Origin of the sequence: Clostridium beijerinckii (assembly GCA_003129525.1) — a bacterium.
Classification (GTDB): Bacteria; Bacillota; Clostridia; order Clostridiales; family Clostridiaceae; genus Clostridium; species Clostridium beijerinckii_D.
In genome coordinates this window covers 1-18,417 of record CP029330.1, presented here as the reverse complement: position 1 = coordinate 18,417, position 18,417 = coordinate 1, and the positions used below count along the sequence as shown (strand labels likewise).

18 protein-coding genes and 1 pseudogene are annotated in these 18,417 nt (G+C 28.4%); all 19 read right to left on the bottom strand.

Annotation, left to right across the window (positions count from 1 at the left end; all coding sequences use genetic code 11):
* Positions 1–68: 68 nt before the first annotated feature.
* The 19 genes and pseudogenes from DIC82_19395 to DIC82_19305 all read right to left on the bottom strand — a co-directional run bounded on the left by DIC82_19395 (position 69) and on the right by DIC82_19305 (position 18,223).
* Positions 69–977, bottom strand: coding sequence for an integrase (locus DIC82_19395; protein AWK53160.1), 909 nt, complete (start codon positions 975–977; stop codon positions 69–71).
* A 617-nt stretch (positions 978–1,594) separates the two neighbouring features.
* Positions 1,595–2,518, bottom strand: a complete 924-nt coding sequence (locus DIC82_19390; GenBank protein ID AWK53159.1) for a hypothetical protein — start codon at positions 2,516–2,518, stop codon at positions 1,595–1,597.
* A gap of 218 nt (positions 2,519–2,736) precedes the next feature.
* Positions 2,737–2,988 (bottom strand): hypothetical protein, encoded by a 252-nt coding sequence (locus DIC82_19385; GenBank protein AWK53158.1) that lies wholly within the window; start codon positions 2,986–2,988, stop codon positions 2,737–2,739.
* A gap of 100 nt (positions 2,989–3,088) precedes the next feature.
* Positions 3,089–3,730 (bottom strand): resolvase, encoded by a 642-nt coding sequence (locus tag DIC82_19380; protein AWK53157.1) that lies wholly within the window; start codon positions 3,728–3,730, stop codon positions 3,089–3,091.
* 611 nt (positions 3,731–4,341) lie between these two features.
* Positions 4,342–6,297, bottom strand: a complete 1,956-nt coding sequence (gene tet_rib_protect, locus DIC82_19375; GenBank protein AWK53156.1) for a tetracycline resistance ribosomal protection protein — start codon at positions 6,295–6,297, stop codon at positions 4,342–4,344.
* Positions 6,284–7,549, bottom strand: a complete 1,266-nt coding sequence (locus tag DIC82_19370) for an MFS transporter (GenBank protein AWK53155.1) — start codon at positions 7,547–7,549, stop codon at positions 6,284–6,286. The genes tet_rib_protect and DIC82_19370 overlap by 14 nt, the downstream gene beginning before the upstream one ends.
* Before the next feature lie 1,046 nt (positions 7,550–8,595).
* A complete protein-coding gene (locus DIC82_19365) occupies positions 8,596–8,937 on the bottom strand; it encodes a hypothetical protein (GenBank protein ID AWK53154.1) in 342 nt (113 codons plus the stop codon).
* 104 nt (positions 8,938–9,041) lie between these two features.
* Complete coding sequence (locus DIC82_19360; protein AWK53153.1) at positions 9,042–9,563, bottom strand: hypothetical protein; 522 nt, start codon at positions 9,561–9,563, stop codon at positions 9,042–9,044.
* Positions 9,564–9,794: 231 nt separating this feature from the next.
* Positions 9,795–11,069, bottom strand: a complete 1,275-nt coding sequence (locus DIC82_19355; GenBank protein ID AWK53152.1) for a replication protein — start codon at positions 11,067–11,069, stop codon at positions 9,795–9,797.
* Positions 11,070–11,836: 767 nt separating this feature from the next.
* A complete protein-coding gene (locus DIC82_19350; protein ID AWK53151.1) occupies positions 11,837–12,082 on the bottom strand; it encodes a hypothetical protein in 246 nt (81 codons plus the stop codon).
* 20 nt (positions 12,083–12,102) lie between these two features.
* Positions 12,103–12,432, bottom strand: coding sequence for a hypothetical protein (locus DIC82_19345; protein ID AWK53150.1), 330 nt, complete (start codon positions 12,430–12,432; stop codon positions 12,103–12,105).
* Positions 12,433–12,460: 28 nt separating this feature from the next.
* Positions 12,461–12,646, bottom strand: coding sequence for a hypothetical protein (locus tag DIC82_19340; protein AWK53149.1), 186 nt, complete (start codon positions 12,644–12,646; stop codon positions 12,461–12,463).
* Positions 12,647–12,675: 29 nt separating this feature from the next.
* Positions 12,676–12,873, bottom strand: coding sequence for a phosphatase (locus DIC82_19335; GenBank protein AWK53148.1), 198 nt, complete (start codon positions 12,871–12,873; stop codon positions 12,676–12,678).
* 340 nt (positions 12,874–13,213) lie between these two features.
* Positions 13,214–13,450, bottom strand: a complete 237-nt coding sequence (locus tag DIC82_19330; GenBank protein ID AWK53147.1) for an XRE family transcriptional regulator — start codon at positions 13,448–13,450, stop codon at positions 13,214–13,216.
* A gap of 539 nt (positions 13,451–13,989) precedes the next feature.
* On the bottom strand, positions 13,990–14,499 hold the full coding sequence (locus DIC82_19325; GenBank protein AWK53146.1) for a hypothetical protein: 510 nt from the start codon (positions 14,497–14,499) through the stop codon (positions 13,990–13,992).
* Between the two features lie 70 nt (positions 14,500–14,569).
* A complete protein-coding gene (locus DIC82_19320) occupies positions 14,570–14,932 on the bottom strand; it encodes a hypothetical protein (GenBank protein ID AWK53145.1) in 363 nt (120 codons plus the stop codon).
* Positions 14,925–15,476: a hypothetical protein gene (locus DIC82_19315; GenBank protein ID AWK53144.1), complete on the bottom strand. Its 552-nt coding sequence runs from the start codon at positions 15,474–15,476 to the stop codon at positions 14,925–14,927. Before DIC82_19315 ends, DIC82_19320 begins: the two co-directional genes overlap by 8 nt.
* 616 nt (positions 15,477–16,092) lie before the next feature.
* Positions 16,093–16,710: a hypothetical protein gene (locus DIC82_19310; protein AWK53143.1), complete on the bottom strand. Its 618-nt coding sequence runs from the start codon at positions 16,708–16,710 to the stop codon at positions 16,093–16,095.
* An 872-nt stretch (positions 16,711–17,582) separates the two neighbouring features.
* Positions 17,583–18,223 (bottom strand): annotated as a pseudogene (locus tag DIC82_19305) (resolvase).
* Positions 18,224–18,417 lie beyond the last annotated feature (194 nt).

The following is an 18,417-nucleotide window of genomic DNA, read 5'->3' as shown; positions in this document are numbered from 1 at the left end:
TACACCCCCAACTACAAGTATACTACACTATAATACAAATAAAAATACATGAATACTACATACTCTAATTACTTTATATCTAATACATATTGCCTCATTAGTTCCATTCTATCCTCTCCATGACCTAATAGAATTGATACTTCCTGTAATGCCTGTTTTATCTCCATACCCTCATTTCTGCACCTGTTAAATTCATTTTGTGCATACATCTTTCTTATACAATGAATACTCGTATCATTATATTTATTTCTTATTCCTTCCCTATTCATTGCCCTGTCAATGGCTTTATTTATACTATCACTTCTTACTGGACATACTCTCTCCATATCTCCTACATTAGCCTTTAAATTATTAAAATACTCTTTATCACTTTCTCTTATTGGAACATCTCTATTCCTTCCCCCTTTTCCATCTTCTACATGAATTACCCCATCTTTCAAATTAATATCTCGCCCTTGTAACTTGCTACATTCTGAAACCCTCAACCCAACTCTTGCAGTTAATTGAATTGCTACTTTTGCCGAACTCTTGGAGGTGCTGAAAGACTTCTCCAACTTTTTAAAATCATCTTTAGACATTGAAGTATTACGAACTTTTGTATTTTCTTTTGATAACGGCAACTCATATCCGTTATATCTCACGTTGATATTATAGGTATTGTTTACTACCTTCTCTAACTTAGAGAATTTAGCTTGATACTGTTTTAATGTTGCGTTAGAACATTCTTTAGCCTTGCAATTAAAAAACGATTGTATATGCTCTGCTCTTATATCCTTGACTTGTCTTATATCTTTATAATTTTCTTTCATATAGTTTGAAAAGTTACTTGCTACATCTATTAAATTTTTTCGGTCTGCATATGAAAATACTTTCCCATCATTTCTGATGTCATTTGCTTTCATTGAATGTTTATCCATGCTCTCCTTGAAATTATCCTCGATAGCATGAATAAATTGGTGTTTTAAATTTTTTCCCATTAGTTTACCCCCTTAATCTCCAATCGCTTGGAGTTTTCTTCTTTGTGTACTGCATTAACAAGGGTAAAAACACGTTTTACCCTTGTTAATGCAGACACCATACAATACATATATAAAAAAATTATTTAAATTCATGTTATTTTCAGGCTATTCCTTCCATAATACGCTTATGGAACAACTGCACCATTGTGCAAATAAGTTGCCAATTTTATTTGAAGCAACTTCTATAACTTTTATTAGTCGGCTGCCAACTAATAAAGCTATACAATTTCTTTTAATCTTTCCTTTTGAATATTTAATTGTACTGGTATTATAAAACTTAACTTTAAAATTCAATACCCTATCAATGCTCTATCACCTTTTAAATATCCAAACCTCTTAAACCTTTGCCCATTGACAAACCTTTTTTATTTATTAGTATGCTTTATTATAGTTACATACTTAAAAACTTATAACATATAATATCCCTTCATCATTATCAATAAAAACCATGCCATATTAATTCCTTCTTTCAATCAATAAAATTCTTATATGCTATTATGGTAAACTTACTCTTAATTTTTCAAATATTTTTAAATAAAAAGAAGTGATCCGCTTTGCGGTCACTTCTTTTTTATCTATTTATTTTTTTGTGTAGAGGTTCTTGTATTACTTTTCTTGGCATTATCTAAATCATTCTTTAATTTATCCATTTCAAGTTGCTTTTTCTGCAATTCAAAGTTTAACTTTTCTTTAAATTCTAACTCACTCTTTTTTAATTGCTCTTGCAATGCCTTTGTAGTCTCTGCCTTAATATTGCTTAACTCTTGATTATATTTGCTCTCTAATGTCTTAATATCTGTTTTGTATGTGTCTATATTCCCTTTTAATTCCGCAATGTTATTCTTATAGAATTCTATCATATCAGAATCATTTTTAATCTTATCATTCAACTGCTTATTATCATTATTCAATTTATTATTAATATCTCTTAATGCCTCATGCTCTGCTTTTAATTGCTCCAATTCATTCTCTAAGTTCTTATAGTTATCTTTATATTTTTTATACTCCTGTAAATTCTCTTGTAGCAAGTCATTATTAGAATTAAGTTTATCAATGTTTTTATTCTTATCAAGAATATCATTATTTAACTTTTTAACCTCTTCATTGATAATCTTTATATTATCATTCAATTCTTTAGCATTATCTTTTAGAGCCTTATTCTCTGCTTTAACCTCTTGTAATTGGTCATACATTGTTGAGATAGTATTGTCTTTAGTTTGTAACTCTTGGCTTAACTCTTCTCTTATTCTTTCCTCTGATGTTTGATTAACATTAAGACTATTTAAAAAGTAACTCATTAAATCATTAATTGTGTTCTGAAATACCTCAACTTCTTTTGCTCTATCCTTAATTATATTCTTTGCCTTTGCCATTTCTACGGTCTGCATAATGCTTTTAAATGCCTCGGCTTGATTATATCCCTCTTTGTCTGCAAATTCTTTGAATTTTGCTATATCCTCATCACTTACTCGGAAACTTGTTGCCTTAATATCTGCCATATATACCACCCTTTCATGTATTTAATATGTATTTTTATGTATTGTATTTGTATTTAATTATCTTAAATTTATTATACATCTCTATTTTAAGTTAATCAATTATTATTTGTTATATTTTGATTTGTATTTGTAATACAATACATTGTATTTATATGTATTACATGAAAATAAGCATAAAAAAAGAGTACCTTTTTCAGATACTCATATATATAATACTACTATTTTACTGCTTTTAACTGTGCTATGTCATTCCAGTTCTTAGACGTTACCAATTCCATTGTATTTAGGTCTTTTTGCATATTATCTATTCTATTTATTACCTCAACATGATTATTAGCACTCTTGCCTTCAAAATCTGTAAACTGGTCTTTAAATGACTTTACATCTGCTTTCATTTCTTTTATGTCCATTGTATTATCATCAATTTTAGTTTCTAATCTTTTTAATATTTCTAATATCTCATTATCCATGCTCTAACACCTCACTTAATTTTATTATATCATAAATACTATATAGTAGCTCATTGATAAATTATGTCTTATTTATATTTTTTTATCCATCTGTAGAGGGTTACCCTACAACCTCTTGACCTTCAAATATGTTAATGTATTTATATAACGTACTTCTACCAATACCTAACATCTTAGCAAATGACATAGCTGACATATCCCCATAATCACCATCTTTAAACTTCTTATACTCTTTTATAAAATCCTTTGGTAGTTCTGCTTTTGGTCTTCCTAATGTCTTTCCCTTTTCACGAGCAACCATAAGCCCTTGATTTATACGAGAAATTGTTTTCTCACGTTCTTGAACTGCCATGTGTGCCTTTAATGTAATAAATATATCTGCTATCATATTATAAATACTACTATCTTGAATCTTTTCCCACTCATTAAGATATGGAGTATCAAGAGCAATGATTCTGATACCTTCTGACTTTAATTTTTTAAATTCCATAATAACATCATCAGCATTTCTTCCAAGTCTATCAATATCGGTAATGATTAATATATCATTTTCCCTTAGTTTTTGTTTTAATATATTAAACTGTGGTCTATGCTCGGCTTTAATTGTTCCCGATATTCTTTCCTCTATAATTTCATCAAACTTAAATTTATTCTCTTTAGCGTATTGCTCTAAAGTAATTCTTTGACGGTCTGTAGTTTGCTTTTCTTTTTGCGTACTTATTCTCATATATGAAAATATCATAAAATCATATCCCCTCATTTATCTTATGAGATTATTTTATCATGTTTTTTATCATATGTCTATAAAATCATATTTATTTATCGTAGACATATTTTAAATATATTTCAACCTAAAAATGCCACTTATAGACTTTAGAATATCCATGTATTTTATGTTTATGTAATCATATGATTTATAGACAGTGTTAAATAAAATAAGATCAGGGTTTCTTCTTAACCCCTAGCTTCATTCAGAAATAAGTCTATCTAAGTTATTGTGTGTAGTATTAAATTTAATAAAAAGAAGTACCTTACTTTAGATACTCCTTAGATTACTACATAGTTTAAGAAGAATGTGTCGTATCTATATATTTATATTATTTCTTATTCTATAGTCATATTGACCTGTCCAATAAAAAAATTCTGAATGAACATACTTTTTCATTTAAATATTTGATAAAAAAATAAAATACTCTTACCATATTTTCAAGGTAAGAGTATCTATAATATATATGTCTTAAAATATTACTCATAACTCAAAAGTCATCAATACCTTTTTGGTTATGCTTTAAAGTGTAACACCTTAAAGTTATCTACTGTCTACCCTACATTAAATTAAGTGCTTTATTCCAATTAATCTCTAATTGCATTTAACTTATGAAGTAAATACTCTTTTTTGTTTAAAGGGTCATAGGTTGATTTTTGGCGGGTTTTAGCAAATTCAAATGGAACTTTCTTGTATCCAAAAAACTTTGTTAAAAACATACCTTTTCCTTCTGTATACGAAGCTATTTTTAGCTTGTATTCTTTTGAATTTTCTACTGGTATTAACCCTTTTATTAAAAATTCATCCTCAACAATAATCGGATTATCAAAGGTTGCTCTCATAGTTTGCAAGTCCCAAATAGCTTTACTCAAAACATTTTGTGGAATCCTTAGTTCAAACTCATGCAGAGGTTCCAATAAGTCAGTTTTAGCCTGATGCAATGCTTCCATAAATACCATAGGAGTTACATTTCTAAAGTCCGCTGGGGTGCTGGCTGGACTAAAAAATTCTCCGCAGGTAAGTGTAACCTTTATATCAGTGACTTCCCAACCAAAAAGGCCTTGCTTACTTGTCTTAACAACTGCTTCCTCAATAGCATTTTGAAAAGATTTTGGTAATGATCCTATTGATACATTAGACATATATTTTAATCCTTCTCCCCTTATCCCAGGCTCTATTTTTAGACCTACCGTTGCCCAGAAAGGATTTAATCCTTCCTGCATAAGCATCATTGCAGTACCAACACCTTTAGGCGTCTCTTTGTAAATAGTCTGGATATTCGAAAACTCTACTTTAATTCCATAGAAATCATCTAATATAGAACTTAGTATTTCCATCTGAACTTCACCAAATAAGTTAATATAAATCTCTTTATCTTCATCATCCATGCCTAATTCTAATAGTGGGTCTTCTTCTGTAAGGAATGTTAATGCCTTAAATAATTCTCTATTTTCTTCTTTATTAACAGCAGATATATTCGTCTTTAATGTTGGTTTAGCTATAGATATATTTTTAGTTCTATCATTTGCAATTCCAATGACATCCCCAACCTGAAAACTTGTAAGTCCATGTAGAATACCTATATCTCCCGACTCCATGCTGGCGATTTCAATTAGCTTACCATTTTCTAAACCATTAATTTTCTTCACTTTTTCTATAATATCTTTATTAGGAACTTCAATTCTATCTCTTACAGAAATTTTGCCTCCAAATAATCTTACATAAACTTTCTTTTCATTTGTATTTGTCCTTTCAATTTTGAATACCACTCCAGATAAATCACCACCGCTGTCTTTACTTGCAAATGGTAGGTAACTGCAAATTCCATCTAATAATTGTTTGATACCAAGACCAACTGATGCTGCACCGAAAAGCACAGGGTATAAACTTCCTTCTCTTGAATACAATGAAATTTTTTCTTGTATTTCATTTTTATCATATTCTATCCCGTTAACATATTTCTCTAAAAACACTTCATCTAAATCTGATAAAACATTAATAATTTCATCATTTGTTGTATTTATTTCATCCAAATTATTTAGACAAACCTCTCTACTTCCTTCACCATGTGCCTTTTGTAATCTAACTATCTTATTAGACATAGCCTTTTTTATGTCCTCAAAAACTTTATTGCAATTTGCTCCAACTCTATCTATTTTATTTATAAAAATTATTGTTGGAATTTTTAGGGTCTTTAATGTGTTAAATAATATTCTTGTCTGGGATTGAATACCTTCTACTGCAGATATAACTAATATAGCTCCATCTAAAACACTTAAAGAGCGTTCTACCTCAGATACAAAGTCTGCGTGTCCTGGAGTATCGATAATATTTACTTTAACACTATTCCATGTGAAAGATATTGCTGAAGATTTTATAGTAATTCCTCTCTTACGTTCAAGCTCCATTGAGTCCGTTTGAGTGCTTCCTAGGTCTACTTTACCAACTGATTTTATAGCTCCACTGTAGTATAAAAGATTTTCAGTTGTAGTTGTTTTGCCTGCATCAACGTGAGCCACAATTCCTATATTAATTGTTTTCATATGTATCCTCTCCCCCTTTAGCGCTCTTAACATCTTTTTTATCCATTATCAAAGAAAGGATATATAAAACTAATACTGGCGTTACTAATAATGAAGTACATGCTATACCAATACTTATAGAAAATTTTGTAGCTATAATCCCAATAATTGGTCCCCCTATAATTTGTCCTAATGCATTGATTTGTCCATTCATAGAAAGTATAGTTGCCCTTGCACTATCATCTATATGATTATTTAGCCATGCATTAAATATAGGATCATTTATAGATCTAAACAGACTTGTTGATAAATACGCTACTAGCATTAAATTAAAGTTTCTTGTAAGTGCGAATGCTAACATAAAGGATATATAAAATATATTTGCAACCAATAATATCTTCCCACTCTGATTCTTATCCTCTTCTTCTAATTTCTTAGCTATAAACTGCATTGCTATAGCACTTAATACCATTCCAGCAATACCAAATATCCCAAACCAAGTTACAGGCTGAAGGTTTCCTATCTTAGGAAGCGTAGTGTCTTGTAGGAAATGTGCATTGGAAAGTCTATCATAACCTTCGCTAGATAAACCATAAAATAGAGTTACAGAAAGTAAAATCATCATTATATATTTACTTTTCACAAACTTTAAGCCAGATTTAAAGGTATATCCCATCTTTCTAAAAGTGTTTAGATCTTCTGCAGCAGATGGTGTAAAATTATTCTCTGGCATATACAATGCTAAAAATAATGCACTAATCACAAATAAACATCCACTGATTATAATAGGTAATCTAACAGACAAATTACCTACTATGGTACTTAGTATTATCCCGATAACTGCTCCTATTTGTCCTGCTTGTGCTCCTTTTATATATATTTTATCTAAGTCTTGTTCTTTTTCTTCCTCTGCAATCCACGCCTCAATAGACCCACTAGTAAAAGTTGAACCTAATCCCCATATTATCTGTGCTACAAGCACAGAAGCAAAACTAGAAATGGAGCCTTCTAAAATAAATCCTAATCCTGTCAAAACTGCACCAATAACAATAGATAACTTACGGCTATATATGTCTGCAACTATCCCTGTAGGAATTTCAAATATAAAGCATGCCGCCTCTAATGTAGTGCCCACAAGTATAAGTTGAAGTGGATTTAAATGAACCTTTTCAATGTGGTATACTATCATAACTGTAGCAACCAACGAAAAACACATCGCCGTAATAGCTGAAAATAACAAATAAATTTTATATGCTGAAAGTTTTTTAACCATTAATTATTCACCATCCCTATATTATGAAAAAGTTTGTTTGTACTTTGTATTCTAGATATCTTAATCATCCTAATAATCTCCTTCAAAAAACAAAAAGCCGCAAATGAACATCGGTTCACTTACAGCCTCATAATTATATGGCATAAATATAAACATGAAATATAGGACTTTAATTTATACAACTTATTACTAAGTTATATAGACTAAAATCTTATATCATATTTATAAATGCAGCAAAAATAGGCATAAAAATACCGTGTTTAAAACACGGCTTTCCTACTTATGCAAATAAGGTGTAACATGCTCATTTTAATATTGATTATTTTAGAAGTACACAAATAAACATGGTAGTGATTAATATTTTTCAAATTAATTCCACCACTAATAAACCTTGATAACTCAAGATTTTTCAAACATACTTTCTAAAATCAATCCTTATTCAGTTAGTTTAGTTAAAAACTACCTCTTTGCGCATATTTACAACACCTTTTCATTTATATTTTTTTCATGTTTATATTTAAATCTATTTATATTATACATAAATTTAGTATTTTTTCAACATTTTATTTTCTATCAATTATGATACATTCTCAATTTCAACTAAAAAATTGTATCAAATTTCTCCAATGTGTTCATTATGTATTCATGAATTTCATTGGTGGAGGTAACTTACATTAAACTTCCATAAACAAAAGTCTACATAATTTATGGTACAACTCAGCGTCCCTAATTCTAATACTTTAATATAGTTAAGCCATCATAAATTACTAATATTCATATATCATGACTTTACGATTCATAAACCATAATTAACTCTAACATAATATGGCCTCCTAAAAAACAATTATAATCATGTATTCATTAATATTTGTTGTACACAATAATTTACTATTATGTATTAAATATACCATATTATAGTATATATAAAATATATACTATAATAATGCATCAGAGCACTATAGTTTTTTTGATACACAACAATTTCTACAACATATATACATAAATAAATCACCTATATTTCAATAAATGCTTTTATAGAATTGATATTACTTTTGAAATATTGTCTTAGCAGTACTTAATAATCTATATATTGTTGTTCTGGATATATTATATTTATTACTTAATTGATTGACTGTTAATCCATTAATATATTTATCTATAAAAATTTCTTTATGCAGTTTGGCATTTTTATGTAAACATATCTCTATATTAAATAATTGTGACTGGACATCCATTAATCTATACTGTTGTTCTCTAATTTTACTTTCAATTTTTAATTTTTCTATGAACTCAGTTTCTTTATCTAATGCAGCCTTATATTCCATTATATTATCTTTTATACTTATTATATCTTTGGCCTTAACCATAATTATCCTCCTACATAGCATATAAACTTTTTAATTCTTCATCAAATCTCTTTTCTACTGATCCATATGATTTATAGACACCATTATTTTACAATTTAAATTCACTTAACTGCATTTAAATTCACTTAACTGCATTTAAATTTCTTCTTATATGCTTCTTTAACAAGAGTTTTTAAGTCATTATAGTTCTGTTCTATACTTTTAATATTTTGTTCAACTAAATAAGGGCAATTAACCCATAGTAAAGGATAATTTTCACTAACATATGAATAAAGTGCTTTCTTTTCAATCTCTGTAGGTATATTATCAGGTGCAACTGGTATAGGAATATTATCTCTTAACGCTAACCTATCAGCGGTCGTAAAATCATAATTTATGAAATTAGTTAAAGAACTATTAAGTTCCTCTTGATTTAGTTCATAAACTCCGTTTTCATCTAATTTAACCCTTGTAAATGATATAAGGTCTAATTCATAAGGTTTGCGGTTCAATGTTTCATAACACAATGTTACAAGTAATACCTCTTCATTGGCTAAACTTGGTACTGCTTTATATAGTGACCTATATGTATAAGTTGAATGTTTAGGTTTAGGAATCTTATGTACCTCATTTTTATTAGATACATATAAATATATGCTACCGCTCAAAAAATCACTCCTCTAATATTGTTTTGTATTCTAATAATCCTTGTATAGAATGTATTGATTGTATATACCAGTAATACATCGTATACCATTAGTTTATTGCCAAAGGCTGATTTATACTCCCCCTATCTTCTATGCTATTCTTTAATAGAAAGGTAGTTATATCTTTATTTAATAAGAGAGTACCCCCTACAGGGATACTCCACATATTTATAAAGACCATTTCATTGCACCTTATAAATTCCAATATAATTTTATTGTTCTTAATCCTTTATTTAACTGCTCTGCTACTTCCTTTTGCTTAAATCCTTGCTCTTTTAACTCTTGTATTGATTTAATTGTATTTTGCTTTTGTTGTTCTCTTGAAGTTAATCCATTTTCATTCCTTGGAGTTCTTTTAGCATTCTTTCTTCTATACTTCTCTTGTATCCCTATAATTGTTTTAAGTTTACTTTGCTCATGCTCTGTTATATTTAATCTCTCGATTAATGTTTCGTTCTTATACCAGTAACCGCCCTTGTCTCTTAATCCTTTAGTTACTTTTTTACGCTCTCCGTTTCTTATCCCTTGCTCATAAGCTATAAACTTATCTATTGCTTTAGGTATGCACCTAAGTATTGCATTAACTTCATTATCTTTTAATGGTTCTTTGAAACTATTATTTAAATCTATTACCTCTTTAGCCAGTTCCTCTTCATCTCTTATATAAATACCCTTCCAGTATGCAAAACAATGTAAAATCATATTTCTATAACCTTTTACACTATAATTTCTTAATTTACATAGTGTTATTATGTCGCTTGAACGTGTCATATGAAGGCTATATGAGTTAAAAAAACTATTTGCTATTACTTTATGGCTTGTATTCTTTTTAGTCTCTATAAACTCTAATTGCTTTGTTTTAGGCTTATAATGTAAATATTCTTCTCTTAAATCATACATAGAATGTTCTATTGAATTATCTATCATCAAGGCTCTGCAAGTAGCATTATTTTTACTGTTTATTGTTCCTGGTAATCTTAATATTCTTGCTCCATCTGTTGCGGCCATATCTGCACCCAAATGCTTTAATTTATAATATAAATAATCCTCTAACTCCTGCCATGTGTGCAATGCTCCATAAGGTGCGTTTGCTATTCTCCAATAAATATGAATACCTCTACCGCTATTTACTATCATAGTAGGCTTTGGAATCTCTTTATTTTCTACTAACTCTAATACCTTATATGCAGTTCCTAATTGGTCGCCCTCTACTCCATCAATATCAATATATAACGCCCTAAATTGTCTTATATTTTCAACACCACGAAAAGGCTTGTACATTGTATTAGGTGTTATATATGTATCGGTCTGCCCTTCTACTTGCTCCACTACTTCTCTTAATCCAGTTACATTTGTATTATATATTTTAATAATTTTTTTATCTTCAAATTTAATTAATTGAATGTATCCATCTGTATTCTCACTAAATAAGTGTTTTTCATATTCTTTTGTTGCTAATTGACCCATTTTTATCCCTCATTTCATTCAAAAAGCCTCTTAGGTTTTCCCTAAAAGGCTTGAACGAAACTTAACTAAATGTTATAATTCATTTAGTTAAAGACTTCAATGCTTTTTAGGTAGTTCGGTTACCTGATTAGTAGCTTTCATAGTATATTTGCGGTATATTATGAAAACGTGAGGTCTTTTATTTTTTTATCTTTTTAAATTATACCTCATATTTCATCATATACCAATACTTTATCGGTTCTATGTTGCTCTATATTCAAAATTACAAATTATTCTATTAATTTCGCTTTATGTTTCTTTTAAATTTTCATCTAAAAATACACTTCCCTTTTCTAACATGGCTATTTTACTGGGTTTTCACTTTTCACATTTCCGAAATTCAACTACTCATTTCCGCTTTTTATAAAAACGGAAAAGGAAACGTAATTTTAAAATTTTTTGTGCCTAAAATTATTTCGGGCATCGTTCGACCCGCAATAACCAAAATGCCCTAGAAGTACCTTTTGGTTTTGCCAATCTTCGCATAATATGTTGATATTACAAGGCTTTAGGCTTATTAATATTATTTGTTTTTATATGAATTATTATCTCTTTATACATAGTTTACCTTGAAAAATTACTTTGAAAGATGTAATAAAATATAGTTAATCTCTTACATTATTTTTTTATGCTCTTATCCCTTTTATATCAATGCTTTAAAACACTTTACTATCTCCATTATGTAAGATATAGGTTTTTTATATTACATTTAAACCGACACTTCCGTTTTACTTTTTATACTTACGCTTTCTTATTAATGCTAACGGACTACTAATCTTATTTATTGTATTATCTCTTACCTCTTGGTCTATTCCTACATACCTAATCGTATCCCTTGCATTTTCGTGCATTAAAAAGTTTTTAACATCATCAAGGCTTCCAGTATTCATATAGATATGATATGCACATGTCTTTCTTCCTGAATGAGTTCCAAAGTCTTTTATTCCTACACTATCACTTGCTTTCTTTAATATTCTATATGCTTGGGTATAGCTTAGGTTTGTGTTATCCCCCTATTATTAGGGAATAACACTTCCCATGATTTTTTTCCTTTGATATAATTGTCTAATTCTTTTTTTAAATCCTTATGAATTAATATCTTTCTTTCCTCTTTGTTGGCTCTGTTTTCTGTTTTCTTCTCTCTTATTATTAATCTATTCCCTTGAATATCCCTTACCTTAATTGGTAATACATCACTTGCTCTAAACCCTGTATATCTTAATATTAAATAAAACATATACATGCGTTCATCATTTGCCATTAGATATTCCAATAAATCAAGTTCTAAATCTTCGTTTTTTATAGGTTGTACCGCTTTTCCCATTTAATCACCTCACAACCTTATTAACTTATTAATAAATGTTTGCTATATAAAGTATTGCTACACTTTCGCTTACACCATCAAAATAAGGCATTACTTGCAGTATTCTTGTCTTTGGATTATCTTTTTTAAATTTATTAAATGCTTTCTCTAATGTATTAGAGCTATCACAACTATATTTTTTAATTTCTACTCCATGAACTCCTATTGAACTCATCATATCCTCTTCACTCCAATTAATCTCTTTTAATTTGCACTCTCTATAATCTTTTTATCATTTTCTTTGCTTTCTTCTTTTAACATTTCACTTGCTTTTCTTTCCCAATATTGATTTTGATTATTTCTAATTTTTTCTTTATTTTTTTGATAATACTGCCTATTGTATTCCCTTCTTAATTCTTTAGATTTATTAATTATCTCTTGTTGTTTATCTGTTGCCTCCAACCTCTTCAACCTCCTTTATTATTGAATTTAATTTGATTTATATTTACTATTATAATTAATATTTTTTTATTTTTTTATAGTCTTTCTATAGTTTTTCTATAGTTTTTCTATAATTTTTCTAAATGTTGAATTTGATTTATATTTTTAATTGTATCTTGTTTTTAAATGAAAATTATGCGTTTTTTATGCGTTTTTTATGCGAACTGAATTGAATTTGATTTATATTAATATTATTAATTTATTACCTTTAATTTGCCACCCCATCTTTTTACCATGTTTTCACCACGTTTTTTTAATAAAAATAGCCATACCCCGTTTTTAGGAATATGGCTTTATGTACTTACCATCTTTTCAATATATCTTCTATTTCTTTATCCCAAAATAGCAATTCTAATAAGCTTACTTTAAGCACTCGTGATAATTTTTCAGCAGTCTTTAAACTTGGTGACCTAATCCCCAGTTCTAAGTCTGAAATATAACTTTGACTTACTCCCGCAAACATTGCTACTTGCTTTTGAGTTTTTCTCTTTAGTTTTCTAAATGTCCTTAAATTTTTACTGAAATTAATTTCATTCATTTGTTTATACCCCCGTTATTTAAATAATGTTTTATATAATTTTACACTATAACTAATTTGTAATAACGTTAGTTCTTGAACCTTTATACCTTGGTTAATTAAGTCCTTTATTAATTCTTGGTATGCAATTATATTCATTTCTCAATATTCCTCCTTTACGGAGCAATTACAAAGAGGTATAATCATATTGCTGATATGGTGGTATACCCTTTGTGGTTGCTACCTTTTTTATTTGTACAACTACTTATTTTTCTTTAACTTATATTCAACTTCTAACCTAAATTCATTATTTATGTATGCTTTCATAAAGGCTTCTAAAACGTCATTCATTTTATCTTTATTTTTAGCACACTTCTCTTTAAATTCTTGCTGAATATCAACGTCTATTGTAGTTGTAAATGGCTTTCTTTCCACTGTATCACCTCCTATGTATATTATTATATTATGTTTTTGTAAACATATTTTATATTTTTATTCAATTATATTTTATATGTTTTAACAACACAAAAAAAGCAATCTATAATCAGACTGCTTTCATACTATTTATTTAAATAATCTATCATACATTTATTTATAATTTCTGATATGCCTACACCCTCAATTTTGGCTTTTTCTTTAATAAGTGAATAAATCTCCTTATTAACTCTTAAACTCGTTACGGTGGTTGTATCGTCATTTATTTCTATACTACACCTTGTATTTTTCTTTGTAGTATACTCATTAATAATCTGATTTAATGTATCTATATCTATATTTAATAACTGCTCTAACTTTTCAATATCATTATTATTAAATGCCTTTTTTTCTTGTTGCTCCTGTATTGATTCGTTTTGTATTATTTTTGTAGTTTCTATTGTAGTATCTTTTAAAATCCATTGATTATCTACTTTCTTATAACCTTTTCTATCAAGTCTATTTTTTACAACCTTCTCATTAACACCAAAATCATTAGTTTCTATATCTTTTTGAGTTCTACCCTTTTTTAATTCTGTGTTCATATGCTCTGCAACCTTTGTTATATCCATAGTATTAATATTATAAATTCCCATACTACACCCCCAACTACAAGTATACTACACTATAATACAAATAAAAATACATGAATACTACATACTCTAATTACTTTATATCTAATACATATTGCCTCATTAGTTCCATTCTATCCTCTCCATGACCTAATAGAATTGATACTTCCTGTAATGCCTGTTTTATCTCCATACCCTCATTTCTGCACCTGTTAAATTCATTTTGTGCATACATCTTTCTTATACAATGAATACTCGTATCATTATATTTATTTCTTATTCCTTCCCTATTCATTGCCCTGTCAATGGCTTTATTTATACTATCACTTCTTACTGGACATACTCTCTCCATATCTCCTACATTAGCCTTTAAATTATTAAAATACTCTTTATCACTTTCTCTTATTGGAACATCTCTATTCCTTCCCCTTTTCCATCTTCTACATGAATTACCCATCTTTCAAATTAATATCTCGCCCTTGTAACTTGCTACATTCTGAAACCCTCAACCCAACTCTTGCAGTTAATTGAATTGCTACTTTTGCCGAACTCTTGGAGGTGCTGAAAGACTTCTCCAACTTTTTAAAATCATCTTTAGACATTGAAGTATTACGAACTTTTGTATTTTCTTTTGATAACGGCAACTCATATCCGTTATATCTCACGTTGATATTATAGGTATTGTTTACTACCTTCTCTAACTTAGAGAATTTAGCTTGATACTGTTTTAATGTTGCGTTAGAACATTCTTTAGCCTTGCAATTAAAAAACGATTGTATATGCTCTGCTCTTATATCCTTGACTTGTCTTATATCTTTATAATTTTCTTTCATATAGTTTGAAAAGTTACTTGCTACATCTATTAAATTTTTTCGGTCTGCATATGAAAATACTTTCCCATCATTTCTGATGTCATTTGCTTTCATTGAATGTTTATCCATGCTCTCCTTGAAATTATCCTCGATAGCATGAATAAATTGGTGTTTTAAATTTTTTCCCATTAGTTTACCCCCTTAATCTCCAATCGCTTGGAGTTTTCTTCTTTGTGTACTGCATTAACAAGGGTAAAAACACGTTTTACCCTTGTTAATGCAGACACCATACAATACATATATAAAAAAATTATTTAAATTCATGTTATTTTCAGGCTATTCCTTCCATAATACGCTTATGGAACAACTGCACCATTGTGCAAATAAGTTGCCAATTTTATTTGAAGCAACTTCTATAACTTTTATTAGTCGGCTGCCAACTAATAAAGCTATACAATTTCTTTTAATCTTTCCTTTTGAATATTTAATTGTACTGGTATTATAAAACTTAACTTTAAAATTCAATACCCTATCAATGCTCTATCACCTTTTAAATATCCAAACCTCTTAAACCTTTGCCATTGACAAACCTTTTTTATTTATTAGTATGCTTTATTATAGTTACATACTTAAAAACTTATAACATATAATATCCCTTCATCATTATCAATAAAAACCATGCCATATTAATTCCTTCTTTCAATCAATAAAATTCTTATATGCTATTATGGTAAACTTACTCTTAATTTTTCAAATATTTTTAAATAAAAAGAAGTGATCCGCTTTGCGGTCACTTCTTTTTTATCTATTTATTTTTTTGTGTAGAGGTTCTTGTATTACTTTTCTTGGCATTATCTAAATCATTCTTTAATTTATCCATTTCAAGTTGCTTTTTCTGCAATTCAAAGTTTAACTTTTCTTTAAATTCTAACTCACTCTTTTTTAATTGCTCTTGCAATGCCTTTGTAGTCTCTGCCTTAATATTGCTTAACTCTTGATTATATTTGCTCTCTAATGTCTTAATATCTGTTTTGTATGTGTCTATATTCCCTTTTAATTCCGCAATGTTATTCTTATAGAATTCTATCATATCAGAATCATTTTTAATCTTATCATTCAACTGCTTATTATCATTATTCAATTTATTATTAATATCTCTTAATGCCTCATGCTCTGCTTTTAATTGCTCCAATTCATTCTCTAAGTTCTTATAGTTATCTTTATATTTTTTATACTCCTGTAAATTCTCTTGTAGCAAGTCATTATTAGAATTAAGTTTATCAATGTTTTTATTCTTATCAAGAATATCATTATTTAACTTTTTAACCTCTTCATTGATAATCTTTATATTATCATTCAATTCTTTAGCATTATCTTTTAGAGCCTTATTCTCTGCTTTAACCTCTTGTAATTGGTCATACATTGTTGAGATAGTATTGTCTTTAGTTTGTAACTCTTGGCTTAACTCTTCTCTTATTCTTTCCTCTGATGTTTGATTAACATTAAGACTATTTAAAAGTAACTCATTAAATCATTAATTGTGTTCTGAAATACCTCAACTTCTTTTGCTCTATCCTTAATTATATTCTTTGCTTTGCCATTTCTACGGTCTGCATAATGCTTTTAAATGCCTCGGCTTGATTATATCCCTCTTTGTCTGCAAATTCTTTGAATTTTGCTTATATCCTCATCACTTACTCGGAAACTTGTTGCCTTAATATCTGCCATATATACCACCCTTTCATGTATTTAATATGTATTTTTATGTATTGTATTTGTATTTAATTATCTTAAATTTATTATACATCTCTATTTTAAGTTAATCAATTATTATTTGTTATATTTTGATTTGTATTTGTAATACAATACATTGTATTTATATGTATTACATGAAAATAAGCATAAAAAAAAGAGTACCTTTTTCAGATACTCATATATATAATACTACTATTTTACTGCTTTTAACTGTGCTATGTCATTCCAGTTCTTAGACGTTACCAATTCCATTGTATTTAGGTCTTTTGCATATTATCTATTCTATTTATTACCTCAACATGATTATTAGCACTCTTGCCTTCAAAATTGTAAACTGGTCTTTAAATGACTTTACATCTGCTTTCATTTCTTTTATGTCCATTGTATTATCATCAATTTTAGTTTCTAATCTTTTTAATATTTCTAATATCTCATTATCCATGCTCTAACACCTCACTTAATTTTATATATCATAAATACTATATAGTAGCTCATTGATAAATTATGTCTTATTTATATTTTTTATCCATCTGTAGAGGGTTACCCTACAACCTCTTGACCTTCAAATATGTTAATGTATTTATATAACGTACTTCTACCAATACCTAACATCTTAGCAAATGACATAGCTGACATATCCCCATAATCACCATCTTTAAACTTCTTATACTCTTTTATAAAATCCTTTGGTAGTTCTGCTTTTGGTCTTCCTAATGTCTTTCCTTTTCACGAGCAACCATAAGCCCTTGATTTATACGAGAAATTGTTTTCTCACGTTCTTGAACTGCCATGTGTGCCTTTAATGTAATAAATATATCTGCTATCATATTATAAATACTACTATCTTGAATCTTTTCCCACTCATTAAGATATGGAGTATCAAGAGCAATGATTCTGATACCTTCTGACTTTAATTTTTTAAATTCCATAATAACATCATCAGCATTTCTTCCAAGTCTATCAATATCGGTAATGATTAATATATCATTTTCCCTTAGTTTTTGTTTTAATATATTAAACTGTGGTCTATGCTCGGCTTTAATTGTTCCCGATATTCTTTCCTCTATAATTTCATCAAACTTAAATTTATTCTCTTTAGCGTATTGCTCTAAAGTAATTCTTTGACGGTCTGTAGTTTGCTTTTCTTTTTGCGTACTTATTCTCATATATGAAAATATCATAAATCATATCCCCTCATTTATCTTATGAGATTATTTTATCATGTTTTTTATCATATGTCTATAAAATCATATTTATTTATCGTAGACATATTTTAAATATATTTCAACCTAAAAATGCCACTTATAGACTTTAGAATATCCATGTATTTTATGTTTATGTAATCATATGATTTATAGACAGTGTTAAATAAAAT

What these genes read in the sequence shown, in the direction of transcription:
- DIC82_19380 (AWK53157.1), bottom strand. Translation starts at nt 3,730, where the DNA reads ATGATATTTTCATATATGAGAATAAGTACGCAAAAAGAAAAGCAAACT.
- DIC82_19345 (AWK53150.1), bottom strand. Translation starts at nt 12,432, where the DNA reads ATGGGAAAAGCGGTACAACCTATAAAAAACGAAGATTTAGAACTTGAT.
- DIC82_19320 (AWK53145.1), bottom strand. Translation starts at nt 14,932, where the DNA reads ATGGGTAATTCATGTAGAAGATGGAAAAGGGGAAGGAATAGAGATGTT.
- DIC82_19340 (AWK53149.1), bottom strand. Translation starts at nt 12,646, where the DNA reads ATGAGTTCAATAGGAGTTCATGGAGTAGAAATTAAAAAATATAGTTGT.
- DIC82_19395 (AWK53160.1), bottom strand. Translation starts at nt 977, where the DNA reads ATGGGAAAAAATTTAAAACACCAATTTATTCATGCTATCGAGGATAAT.
- DIC82_19385 (AWK53158.1), bottom strand. Translation starts at nt 2,988, where the DNA reads ATGGATAATGAGATATTAGAAATATTAAAAAGATTAGAAACTAAAATT.
- DIC82_19310 (AWK53143.1), bottom strand. Translation starts at nt 16,710, where the DNA reads ATGTATGACCAATTACAAGAGGTTAAAGCAGAGAATAAGGCTCTAAAA.
- DIC82_19365 (AWK53154.1), bottom strand. Translation starts at nt 8,937, where the DNA reads ATGCTATGTAGGAGGATAATTATGGTTAAGGCCAAAGATATAATAAGT.
- DIC82_19315 (AWK53144.1), bottom strand. Translation starts at nt 15,476, where the DNA reads ATGGGAAAAAATTTAAAACACCAATTTATTCATGCTATCGAGGATAAT.
- DIC82_19355 (AWK53152.1), bottom strand. Translation starts at nt 11,069, where the DNA reads ATGGGTCAATTAGCAACAAAAGAATATGAAAAACACTTATTTAGTGAG.
- DIC82_19370 (AWK53155.1), bottom strand. Translation starts at nt 7,549, where the DNA reads ATGGTTAAAAAACTTTCAGCATATAAAATTTATTTGTTATTTTCAGCT.
- DIC82_19330 (AWK53147.1), bottom strand. Translation starts at nt 13,450, where the DNA reads ATGAATGAAATTAATTTCAGTAAAAATTTAAGGACATTTAGAAAACTA.
- DIC82_19325 (AWK53146.1), bottom strand. Translation starts at nt 14,499, where the DNA reads ATGGGAATTTATAATATTAATACTATGGATATAACAAAGGTTGCAGAG.
- DIC82_19390 (AWK53159.1), bottom strand. Translation starts at nt 2,518, where the DNA reads ATGGCAGATATTAAGGCAACAAGTTTCCGAGTAAGTGATGAGGATATA.
- tet_rib_protect (AWK53156.1), bottom strand. Translation starts at nt 6,297, where the DNA reads ATGAAAACAATTAATATAGGAATTGTGGCTCACGTTGATGCAGGCAAA.